Below are 16844 nucleotides of genomic sequence, written 5' to 3' on the forward strand. Positions count from 1 at the left end.
CAGCAACAGCTGCGGCCTGGGATCTACCAATCCTGGCGCAACGGCAACGGTCCTTCATGGGATGCAAATGACGGCAGCACTTCTTCTGCCAGCTCCTGAATCACCTCCGCCGCCGGGCGCTGGCAAAACTGAATGCCCAGTGCCGCATGATTGACCCCCGCATCCTGCCATTCCCCGAGCAGATCAATCAGCCCCTTGCGCCCGGTCCTCAGCACGTAGCCGCCCTGCAGCGCCGTGCGCGGAAAATCGGGGTTGGCGTCCAGATCGATCCACTCGTTGGTCACGTGCGGGCGAAAGCCGCCGCCGGGAATGCAGTCGCGCCAGGCGCGGATTTTCTCGGCCAGGCGCCGGGGGCCGAGGATGTTTTCAGTCGCATCAGGAAAGGTCAGCCAGCCATCGGCCTGTTCGCCCAGCCACTGCATGGATTGGCGCGAGCTGCCGGTGACCAGCAGCGGGATGGCGCTGCCAACGGGCTTGGGCAGCAGTTGCGCGCCGCTCATTTGGCCGAGGGTTGATTCAATCGGGTGGTCGCCCTTGTGCAGCAGTTGGCGGAAATAGTTCACGGCCTCGGCAAAGCGTTCGCCGCGCTCGGCATGATCCAGACCGTAGGCGGGAAACTCCACCGGCCGATCCCCGGAAGCGATGCCCATCACCAGGCGCCCGCCTGACAGCTGGTCGATGGTGCAGGCGGCCTTGGCCAGGTCGATCGGGTGGCGCAAGGCGAAGATCGCGCTGCCCGTGGCCAGGGCGATGCGCCGGGTGTGCGCGGCCAGGTAGCTCAAGTAGGCAAAGGGGTCGAACAGCTGGCCGGCATCGCCGAAGTGCCGATCGTACAGCGGCACATCGCGCACCCAGACGCCGGCGAAGCCCAGGCGGTCGATGTCGCTGACCAGCGCGGCCTGGCCAGTGAGCACGGCCATGTCGCCGCGATAGAAGCGCAGCGGCAGGAAGATCCCCAGGGTCAGGCGGTCGGCGGCGAACATGCGTCGATAGCCAGGGTGGTGGGCGAAGGCGTGGGCGCTGGCGCCGTTCAGGGTTGGGTTCATCGGTTAATTCCTTTTAGTCCTTCAGGGGCCGGTCGCGGGGGTGGGCAGGCGGATGCCGCGCTGCACGGCAGGGCGTTGACTGACGCGTTCATGCCAGGCGCTCAGGTGTCGGTAGTGGCTGAAATCAAAGTCGATGATCCGGGCGATATGGGTCCAGCCGAAGGTGGCAATGTCGGCGATCGAGTAACTGCTGCCCGCCAGCCAGGGCCGGCCGGTCAGGCGCTGGTCGAGGGTGCTGAACACCTCTTCGCTCAGGCGCCGGTAGCGGGCGATGGCTTCGGGGCAGGGCTGTTCGGCGAACCGTTCGAAATGCACGCGCTGGCCGAGAATCGGCCCCATGCTCGCCGCGTGAAACTGCAACCAGGTGATGGCCGCCCAGCGTTCACGGGGGGAATCGGGCAGCAGGCGTGCGCTCTTGTCGGCCAGGTACAAAAGGATCGACGCTGACTCAAACAGAGTGACATCGCGCTCGGGATCAACCAGCACCGGAATGCGGCCATGAGGGTTGAGTGCGAGAAACTCAGGCAGGCGATGCTCGCCATGGTCTATCTGTACATGCTTGAGGGTGTAGGGCAGCCCCAGCTCTTCGAGGGCGATGGTGATCTTGAAGCCATTAGGTGAGCTATCGCTATACAGAATTAGCGGCATGGGCTTTCTCTTCAGGAGTGATCAGAGACGGGCTATGCTAGGCGCGCCTGGGCTGCTTGAAAAACGATCAATCCTGCGCTTTGGCGATAGTTTTTCTAAACCATGGAGAGGGTGAAAATGGGCGCAGTTCTACCGTTGTTGGCATTGCGGGCCTTCACTGAAGCGGCCCGGCTGGGCAGCCTCAAGGCCGCCGCGGCGCACATGGGGGTTACGCCTGGGGCGGTCAGCCAGCAGGTGCGCCTGCTCGAGGAGCGCATGGGCGTGGTGCTGTTCGTGCGCGGTCGCCATGGCGTGCACCTTAGCGAAGCCGGTGCGCGGGTGTACCCGGGGCTGCTCAAGGGATTCGATCAGATCGAGGCGTCGCTGGCGTTGCTGGAGCAACTGGCGCCGGGCAAGGCTCTGACCATCAGCACCGTACCGTCGTTTGCCGCCTCCTGGCTGGTGCCGCGTTTAGGGCGCTTCAACGCCTTGCACCCGCAGATCGAAGTGCGCGTCGAGGCCTCGGCCAAGCTGGTGGATTTTCACCGCGAGCGCATTGACGTCGCCCTGCGCCATGGCCTGGGGCAGTATCCGGGGCTGGAGTCCGTGCGCCTGATGGCGCCGGTTTTGCTGCCGGTGGCCAGCCCGCAGTTGCTGGCCCAAGGGCCGGCCGTGAAACGGCCCGCCGATTGCCTGAAGTACCCGTTGTTGCACGATGCCGATCGCGCCGACTGGATGCTCTGGCTGCAGGCCCATGGCGTTGCCGAGGACCCGCGGGCAGCACGCGGTGCGAGTTTCGAGGATGACCTGCTGTTATTGCGTGCCGCGGCTGCAGGCCAGGGCATCGCCCTGGTGCAGGACACCCACGCGGCTGAAGACCTGGCCAGCGGCAAGCTGCAACTGGCCCTCGACAAACCCTGGCCAGCGCGTTTTGCCTACTACCTGGTGTGCCGTCAGGACGCCTTGCAGCGCCCCGAGGTTCAGGCCTTCGCCGATTGGGTCAGGGCCGAGGCTGACGCCAGGTCCTGATCCTTTGCGTCATCGCTGCCGCCCTGGGTGGCGGTCAGGTTGGCCACCAGCTTGGCTGACATCGCCGGGCCTTGCAGTTCGGAGTTCAGGCTGGCCAGCGACTCAAGCTCGGTCTGCTTTTTCATCTGCTCGGCAATCTTGCGCTCGATCTTGTCCTTTTCCGCCGGCGGCAGGGCTTCGAACTCTTCCTGGCTGATGCCCAGCTCATTGAGCAGCTTGAGCTTGATCTTCTCTGCCGGGCTCAGGGCCATGTACTCGCGAAATTGCTGGGCAGCGCTCTTGCCGGTTTCGCTGGCGCTGATTGTGGCTTGCTCGCGCATGTCCACGTCGGGGTTCTGCAGTTGCACCTTGAGCTTGGCGAAGGCTTCCTCGCGGGCGTCTTCGGCACTTTGCTGGGAGGTGTTGGCCTGGCTTTGCTGCTGGCGGTTGGCACTGCTGGTTGGCACCGGCGGGCGGAACTGGGCCTGTTCGGCGGCGGCTTCGGCCACGCCACGGGTTGGGTTGATGACTGGCGTGTGGACGCCGAGGGCATTGATGCTACTCACCTGATCACTCTCCTTGATGGATGCAAGTTGACCTTCGATCGATGGCAAGTCTTGTGCCAGCTCTGCTGACAGGCTTACGCGCTAGTATATTCAGGGGGTGGCGCTGTACGGCGGCTGGTGAATCGGCGCATGCTTTGCCCCGAAGAGGTAAACCCTTGCCGTCAGCGGCAAGTCATTTCAAACCGGCAGCACTAACATCCGGCTGGGGCGTAGTTGCCTGGACAAGGGAGATCGTCCATGACTCAAACGTCAGACACACCACCATTGAAGGCCCCGCTGGGCGACTTCAGGGAAGAACAGTTGCACACCCTGCTGGACCTGATCAGCGACGGTATCTGGGACTGGAATGCCAATACCGGCTACGTCTACCGCAACCCCGGCTGGTACCGGATGCTCGGCTACCCCAGCCACTCGCTGGACAACACCGTACTGACCTGGGAAGGCGTGATCCACCCCGAGGACTACCCGCGGGTGATGAGCCATTTCGAGGACTACATCAGTGACCGCTCCGACCAGTACCGCATCGAGTACCGTTGCCGTTGCCAGGACGGCAACTTCCTGTGGATCGAGGACAGCGGTCACATCATTGAGCGCAACCCGGATGGTTCGGTGGCGCGGATGCTCGGCGCTCATCGCAATATCGACGATGGCAAGCGCCTGGTCGAGCAACTGCAGCTGGAAAACCTGTCGCTGGAAGCGCAGATCGCCGAGCGCACCCGCGAGCTGTCGTGGGTCAACCAGCAACTGCAGCGCCAGCTCGACGAGAACCGCGACCTGGCCGAACGCGATGCGCTGACCTTGGTGGCCAACCGTTACCGCCTGGAAAAGGTCCTGCAGCAAGAGTGCGAGCGGGCACGGCGGTTTCGCCAGCCGCTGGCGCTGATTGTCATGGATATCGACGACTTCAAGCCGATCAACGATCAGTATGGCCATGCCCAGGGTGACCAGGCGCTGATCGCATCGGTTGAGCGGATCAAGGTTTGCCTGCGTGCCGGTGACTTGCTGGCACGCTGGGGCGGTGATGAGTTCGTGGCAGTGCTGCCGGGCACCCAGCGCGAAGAGGCATTGCAACTGGCGCGGCAGATTCGCCAGGCGCTGGAGCAGGCGCCGCCGGTGGGCGAGCGATTGCTGACCATGAGTTATGGCGTGGTCGAATGGCTGGAGGGTGAAGGGCAAGCGCAATTGCTGGGCCGCGCGGACCAGGCGCTGTACCGGGCCAAGGCGGCCGGCAAGGATGAGATCGGTGAATGAAAAAGGACCCGCTGCACGGGGCAGCGGGTCAAATCGGCCTCAGCCGCTTCAGTGTCTACAGATGCAGGGCGTGACCCAGGGCGCGTAGCGCCGCTTCCTGCACCGCCTCACCCAGGGTCGGGTGAGCGTGGATGGTACCGGCCACATCTTCCAGGCAAGCGCCCATCTCCAGTGACTGGGCAAAGGCTGTGGACAGTTCCGAGACGCCCACGCCAACCGCTTGCCAGCCAAGGATCAGGTGGTTGTCACGACGGGCGACCACGCGCACGAAGCCGCTTTTCGATTCCAGGGTCATGGCCCGGCCGTTGGCGGCGAACGGGAACTGCGTAACGATGCAGTCCAGGCCCTCCTGCTCCACCTGTTCCGGGGTCTTGCCGACGACCACCAGTTCCGGGTCGGTGAAGCACACCGCGGCAATCGCGGCCGGCTCGAAGCGCCGCGATTTGCCGGCAATGAGTTCGGCAACCATCTCACCCTGGGCCATGGCCCGGTGGGCGAGCATCGGTTCACCGCTGATATCGCCGATGGCCCAGACGTTGAGCATGCTGGTCTGGCATTGCTCGTCGATGGCCACCGCCGAGCCGTTCATCTTCAGCGCCAGGCTTTCCAGGTTGAAGCCCTGGGTACGTGGCTTGCGGCCGACCGCGACCAGCACCTGGTCGGTGCTCAGTTGCAGCAGTTCGCCTTCGGGCGTGCGCACCTGCAAGGCCTGGTGGCCGGCATCGAAGCCTTCGACGCTGTGCTTGAGGTAGAGCTTGATCCCCAGCTTCTTGATCGACTCGGCCACCGGCGCGGTCAGTTCGCTGTCGTAGGTCGGCAGGATGCGCTCGCGGGCTTCGACCACGCTGACCTCGACGCCGAGCTTGCGGTAGGCGATGCCCAGCTCCAGGCCGATGTAACCACCGCCGACCACGGTCAGGTGCTTGGGCAGGGTTTTCGGGGCCAGAGCTTCAGTGGAGGAGATGATCGGGCCGCCCAATGGCAGCATCGGCAGTTCAACGCTGCTGGAACCGGTGGCCAGCAACAGGTGTTCGCACTGGATGCGCTGGCCGTCGACCTCGACGTGCTTGCCGTCGAGAATTTTTGCCCAGCCATGGATCACCTTGACCCCGTGCTTTTTCAGCAGGGTGGCGACGCCGCTGGTCAGGCGATCGACGATGGCGTCTTTCCAGGCCACGCTCTGGGTGATGTCCAGGCTCGGTGGCGAGACCTTGATGCCCAGGTTCGACTGCTGGCTGTGCTGCTGGGTCTGGTGGAACTGCTCGGCGACGTGAATCAGCGCCTTGGACGGAATGCAGCCGATGTTCAGGCAGGTGCCACCCAGGGCCTGGCCTTCGACCAGTACCGTGGGAATGCCCAGCTGGCCGGCGCGAATGGCGGCGACGTAGCCGCCGGGGCCGCCGCCGATGATCAGCAGGGTAGTGTTGAGCGTCTGTTGCATGGTCACTCCACAAACAGGCTGGCAGGTTGTTCGAGCAGGCCGCGGATGGCCTGGATGAAGAGTGCCGCGTCCATGCCGTCGACCACCCGGTGATCGAACGAGCTGGAGAGGTTCATCATCTTGCGAATGACGATCTGGCCATTGATGACCATCGGCCGTTCAACCATACGGTTGACCCCGACAATCGCCACTTCCGGGGTGTTGACCACCGGCGTCGAGACGATGCCGCCAAGGGCGCCGAGGCTGGTCAGGGTGATGGTCGAGCCTGACAGTTCTTCACGGCTGGCCTTGTTGCCGCGGGCGGCATTGGCCAGGCGCACGATCTCGCCGGCGTTGCTCCACAGGCTCCCGGCTTCGGCGTGGCGCAGCACCGGCACCATCAGGCCGTTGTCGCCCTGGGTGGCGATGCCGACATGCACTGCGCCGTGGCGGGTGATGACCTGGCCTTCATCGTCGTAGGTGGCGTTGATCTGCGGGAACTCGCGCAGGGCAACGACCATGGCGCGCACCAGGAATGGCAGCAGGGTCAGCTTGCCACGGCTGTCACCCCACTTTTTGTTCAAGTGCAGGCGCAGCTCCTCAAGGGCGGTGACGTCGATTTCTTCGACGTAGCTGAAGTGGGCGACACGGCGCTTGGCATCCTGCATGCGTTGGGCGATCTTGCGGCGCAGGCCGATCACCGGGATCTGCTCGCTGTCGCTGCGTTTGGCATAACCGCCAGGGGCACTTTGGGTGTTGGTGGCCGGTTGCGCCAGGAAGGCGTCGAGGTCCTCGTGCAGGATGCGCCCGGCGGGGCCGCTGCCGTGTACATAACGCAGCTCGATACCGGCGTCCAGCGCGCGCTTGCGCACGGCAGGCGAGGCCAGTGGGCGGTCGTGGGCTTGGCGCGGGACGATGGCGGCGGGCTGGTGGGCCGAGGCTGCGGGGGCAGCCGGTTTGGGGGCAGCTTCCGCGGCCTTGGCAGGAACCGCTGGAGCCGCTTCGCGGGGCAAGCCCGCTCCCACCGGTGCTGCTGCAGCTGCAGCAGGTTGGCTGGTGCCTTCCTGGTGGTTGCCGGCGCCTTCGACTTCGATGCGGATCAGCTCGCTGCCGACCGCCATGACTTCACCGGGCTGGCCGCCCAGGGCCAGGACCTTGCCGCTGACCGGCGAAGGGATTTCGACGGTGGCCTTGTCGGTCATGACATCGGCCACGACCTGATCTTCTGTGACGGTGTCGCCAACTTTAACGAACCATTCCACCAGTTCAACTTGTGCGATGCCTTCACCGATATCCGGCATCTTGATGACGTGCGTGCCCATTCAGACCTCCATGACCCGTTTCAATGCCGCGCCCACTCGCGAAGGGCCGGGGAAATACGCCCACTCCTGCGCGTGCGGGTAGGGGGTATCCCAGCCGGTGACGCGTTCGATCGGGGCTTCGAGGTGATGGAAGCAGTGTTCCTGGACCAGCGCGATCAGCTCGGCGCCAAAACCGCAGGTGCGCGTGGCTTCATGCACCACCACACAGCGGCCGGTCTTTTTCACCGAGGCGACGATGGTTTCCAGGTCCAGCGGCCACAGGCTGCGCAGGTCGATGACTTCGGCGTCGACGCCGGTTTCTTCAGCGGCCACCTGCGAGACATAGACGGTGGTGCCGTAGGTCAGCACGGTGACGTCCTTGCCCGGGCGGGTGATCGCCGCCTTGTCCAGCGGTACGGTGTAGTAGCCATCCGGCACGGCGCTGGCCGGGTGTTTCGACCATGGCGTTACCGGGCGGTCGTGGTGGCCGTCGAACGGGCCGTTGTACAGGCGCTTGGGCTCGAGGAAAATCACCGGGTCGTCGTTCTCGATCGAGGCGATCAGCAGGCCCTTGGCGTCATAGGGGTTGGACGGCATCACGGTGCGCAGGCCGCAGACCTGGGTGAACATCGCCTCGGGGCTCTGGCTGTGCGTCTGGCCGCCGTAGATACCACCACCGCAAGGCATGCGCAGGGTCAGCGGGGCGACGAACTCGCCGGCCGAGCGATAGCGCAGGCGGGCCATTTCCGAAACGATCTGGTCGGAGGCCGGGTAGAAGTAGTCGGCGAACTGGATTTCCACCACCGGGCGCAGGCCGTAGGCACCCATGCCCACGGCGGTGCCGACGATGCCGCTTTCGGAGATCGGTGCATCGAACACCCGCGACTTGCCGTACTTGGTCTGCAGGCCTTCGGTGCAACGGAACACGCCACCGAAGTAGCCGACGTCCTGGCCATAGACGACTACGTCTTCATCGCGCTCTAGCATGATGTCCATGGCCGAGCGCAGGGCCTGGATCATGGTCATGGTGGTGGTCGCCATGGCGGTTTCCAACTGGATTGAAGTGTTGTGATCGTTCATGTCAGATCCCCAGTTCCTGGCGCTGCCGGCGCAGGTGCTCCGGCATCTCCTTGTAGACATCCTCGAACATCGAGGCCGGGCTTGGCATCTGGCCACCGGCCAGGGTGCCGTACTGTTCGGCTTCTTTCTGCGCCTTGATGATCTCGGCTTCGAGCTCGGCGCTGACCGCCTGGTGCTCTTCCTCGGACCAGTGACCGATGGCGATCAGGTGCTGTTTGAGGCGGGCGATCGGGTCGCCCAGGGGGAAGTGACTCCAGTCGTCGGCCGGGCGGTACTTGGACGGATCGTCCGAGGTCGAGTGCGGGCCGGCGCGGTAGGTGACCCATTCGATCAGCGTCGGACCCAGGCCGCGGCGGGCGCGTTCGGCGGCCCAGCGTGAAGCGGCGTAGACAGCGATGAAGTCGTTGCCGTCGACACGCAAGGAGGCAATGCCACAACCTACGCCACGCCCGGCGAAGGTGGTCGACTCACCGCCGGCAATGGCCTGGAAGGTCGAGATCGCCCACTGGTTGTTGACCACGTTGAGGATCACCGGCGCGCGGTAGACGTGGGCGAAGGTCAGGGCGGTGTGGAAATCAGATTCGGCGGTGGCGCCGTCACCGATCCAGGCCGAGGCGATCTTGGTATCGCCCTTGATGGCCGAAGCCATGGCCCAGCCGACCGCCTGGACGAACTGGGTCGCCAGGTTGCCGCTGATGGTGAAGAAGCCGGCTTCGCGCACCGAGTACATGATCGGCAACTGGCGCCCCTTGAGCGGATCGCGCTCGTTGGACAGCAGCTGGCAGATCATCTCTACCAGCGACACGTCGCGGGCCATGAGGATGCTTTGCTGGCGGTAGGTGGGAAAGCACATGTCGCTGCGGTTCAGGGCCATGGCCTGGCCGCTGCCGATGGCTTCTTCACCCAGGCTCTGCATGTAGAACGACATCTTCTTCTGCCGCTGGGCAACCACCATGCGGCTGTCGAACAGCCGGGTCTTGAGCATGGTGCGCATGCCCTGGCGCAGGACTTCGGGGCTGACGTCCTCGGCCCAGGGGCCCAGGGCATTGCCCTTGTCATCCAGCACCCGGATCAGGCTAGAGGAGATGTCCGCGGTATCGGCGGCTTCTACATCGACGGGAGGTTTACGAACCTGACCGGCATCGGTCAGACGCAGGTAGGAGAAATCAGTCTGGCAGCCTGGCCGGCCTGTAGGCTCGGGCACATGCAAACGCAGGGGGGCGTACTCGTTCATGCTTTTTTACGCTCGCTCTGTCTTGTGTTTTTGTTGAGCTTTGAAGCGGTCGCTGCTGACACCCGGCTTGTGACCAGGGAGTCAGTCTTGTCCTACATGATATTCCGGCGCCTGAAGAATATTTTTCTCAACTTCGTTGCCTTTGCCTCGGCTAGCGGATAAACATTCCTTATAAAGACAAAAAACAGGTGATTTTCTCTCATGCGCAAACTGGATCGTACGGATATCGGCATTCTCAACAGCCTCCAGGAAAATGCCCGTATCACCAACGCCGAGCTGGCGCGCTCGGTGAATCTCTCGCCAACCCCCTGCTTCAACCGGGTCAAGGCCATGGAGGAACTTGGGGTGATTCGCCAGCAGGTGACCTTGCTGGCGCCGGAGGTGCTGGGCCTGGATGTCAACGTGTTCATCCATGTCAGCCTGGAGAAACAGGTCGAGCAATCGCTGCATCGCTTCGAAGAAGAAATCGCCGAGCGCCCGGAGGTCATGGAGTGCTACCTGATGACCGGTGACCCGGATTACCTGCTGCGCGTGCTGTTGCCCAGCATCCAGGCCCTGGAGCGTTTTCTCGACTACCTGACCCGCCTGCCGGGGGTGGCCAACATCCGTTCGAGTTTTGCCTTGAAGCAGGTGCGCTACAAAACCGCGCTGCCGCTGCCAGCCAATGGCCTGACCCTGCCAGGTTAAGCCGTGTAGATAATTACGATCACATCGTCCGTTTGGCGCTTGAAATTTCGAACGGCCGGTGCCTATGTTGTAGCCGTCGCCGTTCCCGGCATGCGAAAACAACAAGGATAGAGTCATGACGACCAATGGCCAAAACTCTCTCGCCGAGCGATTGACGGGCATTGATGAGATCGAGTGCATTACCCCGGATCTCAATGGTGTACCGCGCGGCAAGGTGATGACCGCTGAAGGCTTTGTTGAAGGCCGGCGCCTGCAGATGGCCCGCGGTGTGCTGCTGCAATGCATCATGGGCGGATACCCGGCGGCGCGTTTCTATGGCAGCGACGACGGCGACCTGGCGCTGGTCGCCGACCCGCAGCATATCTATCGCCTGCCCTGGAGCGACGAGCCACGGGCCCTGGCGATTTGCGATGCGGTCGAGCTTAGCGGTGAAAGCTTCGGGCTCTCCAGTCGTGGCCTGCTCAAGGCGGTGATTGCCCGTTACGCCGCTCGTGGCCTGGCGCCGGTTGTGGCGACGGAACTCGAGTTTTTTGTCTTCGCCCCCAACAGCGATCCCGACCAGCCGTTTTTGCCGCCGCTGGGCAAGGATGGTCGTCGCGAAGAAGGTCATTCGGCGTTCAGTGTCAGTTCCAACAACGGCCTGCGCCCGTTCTTCAGCGAGGTCTATCGCTGCATGGCGGCACTGGGCCTGCCGCGCGATACCTTCATGCACGAAATGGGCGTCAGCCAGTTCGAGATCAACCTGCTGCACGGCGATCCGCTGTTGCTGGCCGACCAGACCCTGTTGTTCAAGCACCTGCTCAAGGAAGTCGCGCTCAAGCATGGCCTGACCGTGGTGTGCATGGCCAAGCCACTGGCGCATACGCCGGGCAGTTCCATGCACATTCACCAGAGCGTGGTGGCGGTGGAGGACGGGGGCAATGTCTTCAGCGATGCCGATGGCAAGCCGACCCCGGCGTTCTATCACTTCATTGGCGGCCAGCAGGCGTGCATGGCCGACTTCACCGCCTTGTTCGCGCCGAACGTGAACTCCTACCAGCGCCTTTGCCACCCCTATGCATCACCGAACAATGCTTGCTGGTCCGAAGACAACCGCGCCGCCGGCCTGCGCATTCCGGCCAGCTCGCCAGTGGCGCGGCGGGTCGAAAACCGCTTGCCAGGCGCCGATACCAACCCTTACCTGGCAATTGCCGCCAGTCTCGCCGCGGGGCTTTATGGCATCGAGCAGCAGCTCGAACCGACGCCGGCGATCCAGGGCGAATTCGAGGTGCCGGATCATTTGAGCCTGCCATGTACCTTGCATGCGGCCCTGGAGCGTCTGAAGCGTAGCGAACTTGCGCGGGAACTGTTCGGCAAGGAGTTCATCGAAGGCTACATTGCCACCAAGACCCTGGAGCTGACCAGCTTCTTCGATGAGATCACCCCGTGGGAGCGCCGCGTGCTGGCCGCGCAGGCATAACCGGCGAGGCGTTTTTGCCGGGGCAATCGCTCAGTTTCAAGGCAGGTGGCAGCGGTGTTGGTAAACACCCTGGCACCTGTTTTTTTATCTGCATCAACTGCAAGGCGGTTATTTTCACTTATGCTTTCAAGCAGTTTTTCCACCAGCTCAAGGAGCCGTTCGGGACGCTGATGCGACAGATCTGGAAGTCTTTTCGCGCGCTGTATTTCGCTGCGCTGATGATGTTGATCGGCTCCGGCTTGTTGAGTACCTACCTGGCCTTGCGCCTGGCTGCCGATCATGTCGACAGCCTCTGGGTCGGTGCGCTGATGGCCGCCAACTATTTTGGCCTGGCCCTGGGCGGCAAGATCGGCCACCGGCTGATTGCCCGGGTCGGGCATATCCGTGCCTATGCTACCTGCGCCGGCATTGTCGGCGCGGCGGTGCTCGGCCATGGCCTGGTCAGCTGGTTGCCGGCCTGGGTGCTGCTGCGGGTTATCGTCGGCCTGGGGATGATGTGCCAGTACATGGTCATCGAAAGCTGGCTCAACGAGCAGGCCGACGCCAAGCAGCGAGGCGCGGTGTTCAGTGGCTACATGATTGCCTCGTACCTGGGCCTGGTGCTCGGCCAGTTGATCCTGGTGGCGCATCCGCAGCTGGGCCTTGAACTGCTGATGCTGGTCGCCATGTGCTTTGCCCTGTGCCTGGTGCCGGTGGCACTCACACGACGGATTCACCCGGCGCCATTGCGGCCGGCACCGATGGAGCCGCGCTTCTTTATCAAGCGGGTGCCGCAGTCGCTGAGTACCGTGCTGGGGGCCGGCCTGATCGTTGGTTCCTTCTACGGCCTGGCGCCGCTGTATGCGTCCAAGCAGGGGCTGAGCACCGAGCAGGTCGGTCTGTTCATGGGCTGCTGCATCTTCGCCGGTCTGCTGGTGCAGTGGCCGCTGGGCTGGTTGTCCGATCGCTATGACCGGGCCTTGCTGATTCGTAGCGTTGCCGTGGGCCTGGCGATTGTTGCGCTGCCGCTGGCGATCATGCCATCAGTGCCGCTGGAGGTATTGTTTGTCGCAGGCTTTGCCGTGTCGCTGCTGCAGTTCTGCCTGTATCCGCTGGCGGTGGCGTTTTCCAACGACCACGTCGAGAGCGAGCGGCGGGTGTCGCTGACGGCGATGCTGCTGGTGACCTATGGCGTGGGCGCGAGTATCGGGCCGCTGGTGGCCGGGGTGTTGATGAAGGTGCTGGGCAACCAGATGCTCTATGCCTTCTTTGTGTTCTTTGCCCTGGTGCTGGTCTGGCGGATCCGCCCGAAAGCGGTGACCGGTTTGCACCAGGTCGACGATGCGCCGCTGCATCACGTGGCCATGCCGGCGGCAGGTTCACCGTTGTCGGCAGCGCTGGACCCACGGGTTGACGAGCAGGTGGTGCAGGATCAGATGCAGACGCCGGTGGCGGCTGAAGATACCGAGGCACAGGAGGGGGATGACGCTGAGGTTGTGGCTGAAGAGGTCAAGCCGACACAGGTGTGATGCCATCGCGGGGCCCGTGGGAGCGGGCCCCGCGATGGGGTCGACTCAGTAGTCGTCTTTATCGAAGCGCCGTGCTTCACGCTGCAGCTGGTAAACGAAGGTTTCCACCTTGCGCTGCATCTGCCCGTTGAGGTTGTGAAAGCGCACGCCGGCGAAGGTGGCGTTGATGCGCTCTTCGAAATGCAGATGACGCAACTCGACCTCGACCTGGGACAAACCCAGCGGTGCACCGCTGGCGAACTTCTCGTAAACCTGGCCCAATTGCAGGCGCTCTTCGACATTGCCTTCAAAGCGCAGCTTGCAGCCGGTTGCGGAAATATCCAGCAACTTGCCGCGCAGCGCGCCGTTGCCCTTGAGTTTTTCGCCGTCAAGCACGACGTCCACCAGCTGGGTCAGCTTCAGCGCTGCACGAAAGGCATTGCGGCGCTGGTGGTAGGCGACTTCGGTAGGCAGGGTGCCGCGGTAGCAGCGATGGCCATCTTCCTCGACAATGCTCAACGGTGTGTTGCATTCCCAGGCGATACGCACGCCATCATGAAAGCCTTCAACGCGAAATGGTTCGCCATTCTGCAGATAGCGTTCGCCGTCACGAGGGATCATTTCATCAAGGGCCAGGCGATTGCCTTCGCGGTCGACCTCGACCACATAGCTTTGAAAACGCTGGCTGCGTTCGTGGAAAGTGATGATCAGCGGGTCATGGCTCTCTTGCAGCGACCGCAAGTTGGCGGCAATTTCCAAAGGAGTAGTGAGCACCTTCGGAGGCTGCGGAGCTTCTGCTTCATTGAACACGGTTAATCATTCTCCAGGCAAAAACGTCACACGCAAGTTACGGCATTTTGCCAGTATGTTCCGTGCCTTGATACAGGGAATCAAGCCTGGCTCAACGCCCGCGGCTTGGCGAGGGGGGAGGTGGCCCCGCGGCTGTCATAGAGCGACGGTGCTTCGCCGCCCATGAGGATTCTGATCTGGTTGGCGGTAGTGCTCTGCTGGATCTGGATAGAGCGGCCGTTGCGCTCGTTGACCGCCTGGCAGTCAGCCAGCAGTTGGCCAAGCACATCCAGTTGTTGCAGCAGCAGGTCACCGAAAGAGGAGTTGCAGGCCAGTTGGGCGACACCTTCGCGGTCCTGGGACAGGCCCAGGCCGGCAAGCAGTTCACTGCGCTGGCGGCCATGCTGATCGAGCAGGATCACCAGCGACTGCTTGCGCGCCAGGATGTTTTCCAGCAGCGGCATGTCGCGGCCGTGCAGGGCAACGTTCTCGGTCTGCAGCAATTCGAGCAGTTCTTGCGCTGGAGCAATATCGTTTTCGATCAGTTGCAGCAGAGTAGTGTCGTGCATGGCTGGCTCTTTGGTTCAAGCGTCCTGAAGTCAGCGCGCCAGGGGCTAGCGCTGGGCTTCGAAATTAAGCAGTTTGCTGGCGACGCGGTTGCTGTCGACCTGGTAGCTGCCGTCGGCGATAGCCTGTTTCAACTCGGCCACCCGGGCGCTGTTGACAATCGGCTGGTCGCGCAGCTTGTCGCTGACCTTTTGCAACTGCTGGGCCTCGTGGCTGAGGTGTACGGTTTCCCCGCTGGCGCTGCTCTCAGCAACGCTGCCGGCCTTGGCCGAAGCTGCGCTGGCGGTGCTTTCCTGGCTGCTGCCAGTGCGCACGCCGCCGGCAACCGACGGGGAGTTATTCAAACGACTGAAGTCGATGACCATGATCAGAAAACCTCTGGGTGTTTGGACGCTTGCCTTGTTTTCGGCCAACCCGAAAGAAACTTTAGGCGCAAATGCTCAAAGGCGTGCGCGGCCGGTTCGGGGCATCCAATGGACACAGTTTAGGAAAAGCAGTTCCTGATCGCCAGCATTGATATTGATTCAGCGCTCTACATGGCCACTTCCACCTGACCCGGCCCGGTCACCCTGGCCTTGACCACCCGCTTGGAGTTGAGGTTGCGCACGCGGATCTGTTCGCTCAGGCCGCCCTTGCTCAGCGCTTCGCCTGGCATGCGCACAGCCAGGCTGCCGCTGCGAGCGGTGATCACCACCTGGTCGCCTTTGCGCACCACTTCGGCCTGCTCCAGGTGCTGGGGGGTGAGGACCTGATCCATGACCGTTGGTCGGATAACCTTGAGCCCCACCGCCTGGTCGAGGCTGGCGAGAAAACCCTGGTTGAGCATGCCTACGTCGCGTTCGCGCAGGGCGACGTCCTGTTCGCCGACGACGCTGTCGCGCTTGAGCGGACGGACCACGGTCACCACGTTGCGAAAAAGACGTACCTGGGCGGGCACAAACACCGTCCATGGTGAGCTGCCGTCGCAACGAACCCGCACGGTCACGCGGCCCAGCGGCTGCGCCGGGCTCTCCAGCGAAGCGCCCAGTTGCTGGTCGCACAGTGGCATGCGCAGGCGCGGGTCGAGGTTGTTGACCTGGATCTCGTAGCGCCCTTCGGTCTGGCTGGTGGCCAGGTAGTCTTCTACGGTGAATTCAAGAAACCCTTGGGTGACACCGATAAGCTGTTCAGGCAAGGTGAAAGCGTCAGCCAGAGTTCGAACGCCAGGGGCCGCGAGGCACAGCGCAGCAAGGAAGCCGGGCAGGTGGCGGGTCAGGCGTCGGAAAAATGTCGTTTTCATGTTCATACGATTAAAAAAAGCAAAGCGCGTGCCGACTGGGTACGAAGCTCGAAGCGTTTGGTGAAGGAGTCTGGCATGGCTGGTGTAATGGATTCGGTGAACCAGCGCACGCAACTGGTAGGGCAAAACCGCCTGGAGCTGCTGTTGTTCCGTCTCAATGGCGAGCAGCTCTACGGCATCAACGTGTTCAAGGTAAGGGAAGTGCTGCAGTGTCCGAACCTGACCGTTATGCCCAAATCCAGCCCCGTCGTGCGCGGTGTCGCGAATATTCGTGGGGCAACCATCCCGATCCTCGATCTGGCGATGGCGACCGGGATGCCCGGTCTGAGTGAAGAAACCAGCAAGAGTTTCGTCATCATCACCGAGTACAACACCAAGACCCAGGGGTTTCTGGTGCATTCGGTGGAGCGCATCGTCAACATGAACTGGGAGGAGATCCATCCACCACCCAAGGGCACTGGGCGCGATCACTACCTGACGGCGGTGACCCGGGTTGACAACAAGATGGTCGAGATCATCGACGTGGAGAAGATCCTCGCCGAAGTGGCGCCGACCTCCGAGGCGATCTCCGCCGGCGTGGTCGATGCCGAAGTGCAGGACAAGGCAGTGATGCTGCGAGTGCTGACGGTCGATGACTCGTCGGTGGCACGCAAGCAGGTCAGCCGTTGCCTGCAGACCGTTGGCGTCGAAGTGGTGGCGCTCAACGACGGTCGCCAGGCGCTCGACTACCTGCGCAAGCTGGTCGACGAGGGCAAGCGGCCGGAGGAAGAATTCCTGATGATGATCTCCGACATCGAGATGCCGGAGATGGACGGCTACACCCTGACCGCCGAGATTCGCAGCGACCCGCGCATGCAAAAGTTGCACATCATCCTGCATACTTCGCTTTCCGGGGTGTTCAACCAGGCGATGGTCAAGAAGGTCGGTGCTGATGACTTCCTGGCCAAATTCCGCCCGGACGACCTCGCCCAGCGCGTTGTTGATCGGATCAAGGCCACGCACTAACGGCCGGGGGCCTTTGCCCCTGGCGGTACATACGATTT

General features: G+C 62.9%; 17 protein-coding genes. 6 read left to right on the plus strand and 11 right to left on the minus strand.

Annotation, left to right across the window (positions count from 1 at the left end; translation table 11 throughout):
* Positions 1-23: 23 nt before the first annotated feature.
* Positions 24-1046: an LLM class oxidoreductase gene (locus LOY34_RS07545; RefSeq protein ID WP_195883360.1), complete on the minus strand. Its 1023-nt coding sequence runs from the start codon at positions 1044-1046 to the stop codon at positions 24-26.
* A gap of 21 nt (positions 1047-1067) precedes the next feature.
* The gene (locus LOY34_RS07550) at positions 1068-1694 is read right to left on the minus strand and encodes a glutathione S-transferase family protein (protein ID WP_195883361.1); all 627 of its coding nucleotides are present in this window, start codon (positions 1692-1694) and stop codon (positions 1068-1070) included.
* Between the two features lie 117 nt (positions 1695-1811).
* Between LOY34_RS07550 and LOY34_RS07555 the strand changes: the two genes are divergently transcribed.
* Complete coding sequence (locus LOY34_RS07555) at positions 1812-2702, plus strand: LysR substrate-binding domain-containing protein (protein WP_195883362.1); 891 nt, start codon at positions 1812-1814, stop codon at positions 2700-2702.
* Here the strand turns inward: LOY34_RS07555 and LOY34_RS07560 are convergent.
* Positions 2654-3247: a hypothetical protein gene (locus LOY34_RS07560; RefSeq protein WP_176794287.1), complete on the minus strand. Its 594-nt coding sequence runs from the start codon at positions 3245-3247 to the stop codon at positions 2654-2656. The two genes, LOY34_RS07555 and LOY34_RS07560, sit on opposite strands and share 49 nt — an antisense overlap.
* Positions 3248-3484: 237 nt before the next feature.
* On the opposite strand from LOY34_RS07560, the gene LOY34_RS07565 reads away from it, so the two are divergent.
* On the plus strand, positions 3485-4498 hold the full coding sequence (locus LOY34_RS07565; protein ID WP_045200204.1) for a sensor domain-containing diguanylate cyclase: 1014 nt from the start codon (positions 3485-3487) through the stop codon (positions 4496-4498).
* Between the two features lie 55 nt (positions 4499-4553).
* On the opposite strand, the gene lpdA is transcribed toward LOY34_RS07565, so the two are convergent.
* From lpdA to LOY34_RS07585, 4 genes are read right to left on the minus strand one after another with little or no spacing between them, the layout of a single operon-like run.
* Positions 4554-5939 (minus strand): dihydrolipoyl dehydrogenase, encoded by a 1386-nt coding sequence (gene lpdA, locus LOY34_RS07570; RefSeq protein WP_195883363.1) that lies wholly within the window; start codon positions 5937-5939, stop codon positions 4554-4556.
* A 2-nt stretch (positions 5940-5941) separates the two neighbouring features.
* A complete protein-coding gene (locus LOY34_RS07575) occupies positions 5942-7240 on the minus strand; it encodes a dihydrolipoamide acetyltransferase family protein (RefSeq protein WP_195883364.1) in 1299 nt (432 codons plus the stop codon).
* Positions 7241-8299 (minus strand): alpha-ketoacid dehydrogenase subunit beta, encoded by a 1059-nt coding sequence (locus LOY34_RS07580; RefSeq protein WP_045200208.1) that lies wholly within the window; start codon positions 8297-8299, stop codon positions 7241-7243.
* A 1-nt stretch (position 8300) separates the two neighbouring features.
* On the minus strand, positions 8301-9533 hold the full coding sequence (locus LOY34_RS07585; protein ID WP_045200210.1) for a 3-methyl-2-oxobutanoate dehydrogenase (2-methylpropanoyl-transferring) subunit alpha: 1233 nt from the start codon (positions 9531-9533) through the stop codon (positions 8301-8303).
* Positions 9534-9734: 201 nt separating this feature from the next.
* Between LOY34_RS07585 and bkdR the strand changes: the two genes are divergently transcribed.
* The 3 genes from bkdR (at position 9735) to LOY34_RS07600 (ending at position 13187) form a co-directional block, all read left to right on the plus strand.
* Positions 9735-10220 (plus strand): Bkd operon transcriptional regulator BkdR, encoded by a 486-nt coding sequence (gene bkdR / locus LOY34_RS07590; RefSeq protein WP_045189126.1) that lies wholly within the window; start codon positions 9735-9737, stop codon positions 10218-10220.
* Positions 10221-10437: 217 nt separating this feature from the next.
* On the plus strand, positions 10438-11679 hold the full coding sequence (locus LOY34_RS07595; RefSeq protein ID WP_258665094.1) for a glutamine synthetase family protein: 1242 nt from the start codon (positions 10438-10440) through the stop codon (positions 11677-11679).
* Positions 11680-11849: 170 nt separating this feature from the next.
* Positions 11850-13187, plus strand: a complete 1338-nt coding sequence (locus tag LOY34_RS07600; protein WP_195883365.1) for an MFS transporter — start codon at positions 11850-11852, stop codon at positions 13185-13187.
* Positions 13188-13232: 45 nt separating this feature from the next.
* On the opposite strand, the gene LOY34_RS07605 is transcribed toward LOY34_RS07600, so the two are convergent.
* From LOY34_RS07605 to flgA, 4 genes are all read right to left on the minus strand, one after another.
* Positions 13233-13976 carry a flagellar brake protein gene (locus LOY34_RS07605; RefSeq protein WP_045200217.1) on the minus strand — a complete coding sequence of 248 codons (744 nt, stop codon included), beginning with the start codon at positions 13974-13976 and terminating at the stop codon, positions 13233-13235.
* Between the two features lie 80 nt (positions 13977-14056).
* Positions 14057-14524, minus strand: coding sequence for a flagella synthesis protein FlgN (locus tag LOY34_RS07610; protein WP_258664511.1), 468 nt, complete (start codon positions 14522-14524; stop codon positions 14057-14059).
* A gap of 45 nt (positions 14525-14569) precedes the next feature.
* Positions 14570-14887, minus strand: a complete 318-nt coding sequence (gene flgM / locus LOY34_RS07615; RefSeq protein ID WP_045200221.1) for a flagellar biosynthesis anti-sigma factor FlgM — start codon at positions 14885-14887, stop codon at positions 14570-14572.
* A 167-nt stretch (positions 14888-15054) separates the two neighbouring features.
* Positions 15055-15807: a flagellar basal body P-ring formation chaperone FlgA gene (gene flgA, locus LOY34_RS07620; protein WP_045200223.1), complete on the minus strand. Its 753-nt coding sequence runs from the start codon at positions 15805-15807 to the stop codon at positions 15055-15057.
* A 69-nt stretch (positions 15808-15876) separates the two neighbouring features.
* Here flgA and LOY34_RS07625 point away from each other — a divergent pair, with 69 nt between their 5' ends.
* A complete protein-coding gene (locus tag LOY34_RS07625) occupies positions 15877-16806 on the plus strand; it encodes a chemotaxis protein CheV (protein WP_010224956.1) in 930 nt (309 codons plus the stop codon).
* Positions 16807-16844: the final 38 nt, after the last annotated feature.

The organism is Pseudomonas sp. B21-009, assembly GCF_024749345.1.
Taxonomy (GTDB): domain Bacteria; phylum Pseudomonadota; class Gammaproteobacteria; order Pseudomonadales; family Pseudomonadaceae; genus Aquipseudomonas.

What these genes read in the sequence shown, in the direction of transcription:
- LOY34_RS07545 (WP_195883360.1), bottom strand. Translation starts at nt 1,046, where the DNA reads ATGAACCCAACCCTGAACGGCGCCAGCGCCCACGCCTTCGCCCACCAC.
- LOY34_RS07550 (WP_195883361.1), bottom strand. Translation starts at nt 1,694, where the DNA reads ATGCCGCTAATTCTGTATAGCGATAGCTCACCTAATGGCTTCAAGATC.
- LOY34_RS07555 (WP_195883362.1), top strand. Translation starts at nt 1,812, where the DNA reads ATGGGCGCAGTTCTACCGTTGTTGGCATTGCGGGCCTTCACTGAAGCG.
- LOY34_RS07565 (WP_045200204.1), top strand. Translation starts at nt 3,485, where the DNA reads ATGACTCAAACGTCAGACACACCACCATTGAAGGCCCCGCTGGGCGAC.
- lpdA (WP_195883363.1), bottom strand. Translation starts at nt 5,939, where the DNA reads ATGCAACAGACGCTCAACACTACCCTGCTGATCATCGGCGGCGGCCCC.
- LOY34_RS07575 (WP_195883364.1), bottom strand. Translation starts at nt 7,240, where the DNA reads ATGGGCACGCACGTCATCAAGATGCCGGATATCGGTGAAGGCATCGCA.
- LOY34_RS07580 (WP_045200208.1), bottom strand. Translation starts at nt 8,299, where the DNA reads ATGAACGATCACAACACTTCAATCCAGTTGGAAACCGCCATGGCGACC.
- LOY34_RS07585 (WP_045200210.1), bottom strand. Translation starts at nt 9,533, where the DNA reads ATGAACGAGTACGCCCCCCTGCGTTTGCATGTGCCCGAGCCTACAGGC.
- bkdR (WP_045189126.1), top strand. Translation starts at nt 9,735, where the DNA reads ATGCGCAAACTGGATCGTACGGATATCGGCATTCTCAACAGCCTCCAG.
- LOY34_RS07595 (WP_258665094.1), top strand. Translation starts at nt 10,438, where the DNA reads ATGACCGCTGAAGGCTTTGTTGAAGGCCGGCGCCTGCAGATGGCCCGC.
- LOY34_RS07600 (WP_195883365.1), top strand. Translation starts at nt 11,850, where the DNA reads ATGCGACAGATCTGGAAGTCTTTTCGCGCGCTGTATTTCGCTGCGCTG.
- LOY34_RS07610 (WP_258664511.1), bottom strand. Translation starts at nt 14,524, where the DNA reads ATGCACGACACTACTCTGCTGCAACTGATCGAAAACGATATTGCTCCA.
- flgM (WP_045200221.1), bottom strand. Translation starts at nt 14,887, where the DNA reads ATGGTCATCGACTTCAGTCGTTTGAATAACTCCCCGTCGGTTGCCGGC.
- flgA (WP_045200223.1), bottom strand. Translation starts at nt 15,807, where the DNA reads ATGAACATGAAAACGACATTTTTCCGACGCCTGACCCGCCACCTGCCC.
- LOY34_RS07625 (WP_010224956.1), top strand. Translation starts at nt 15,877, where the DNA reads ATGGCTGGTGTAATGGATTCGGTGAACCAGCGCACGCAACTGGTAGGG.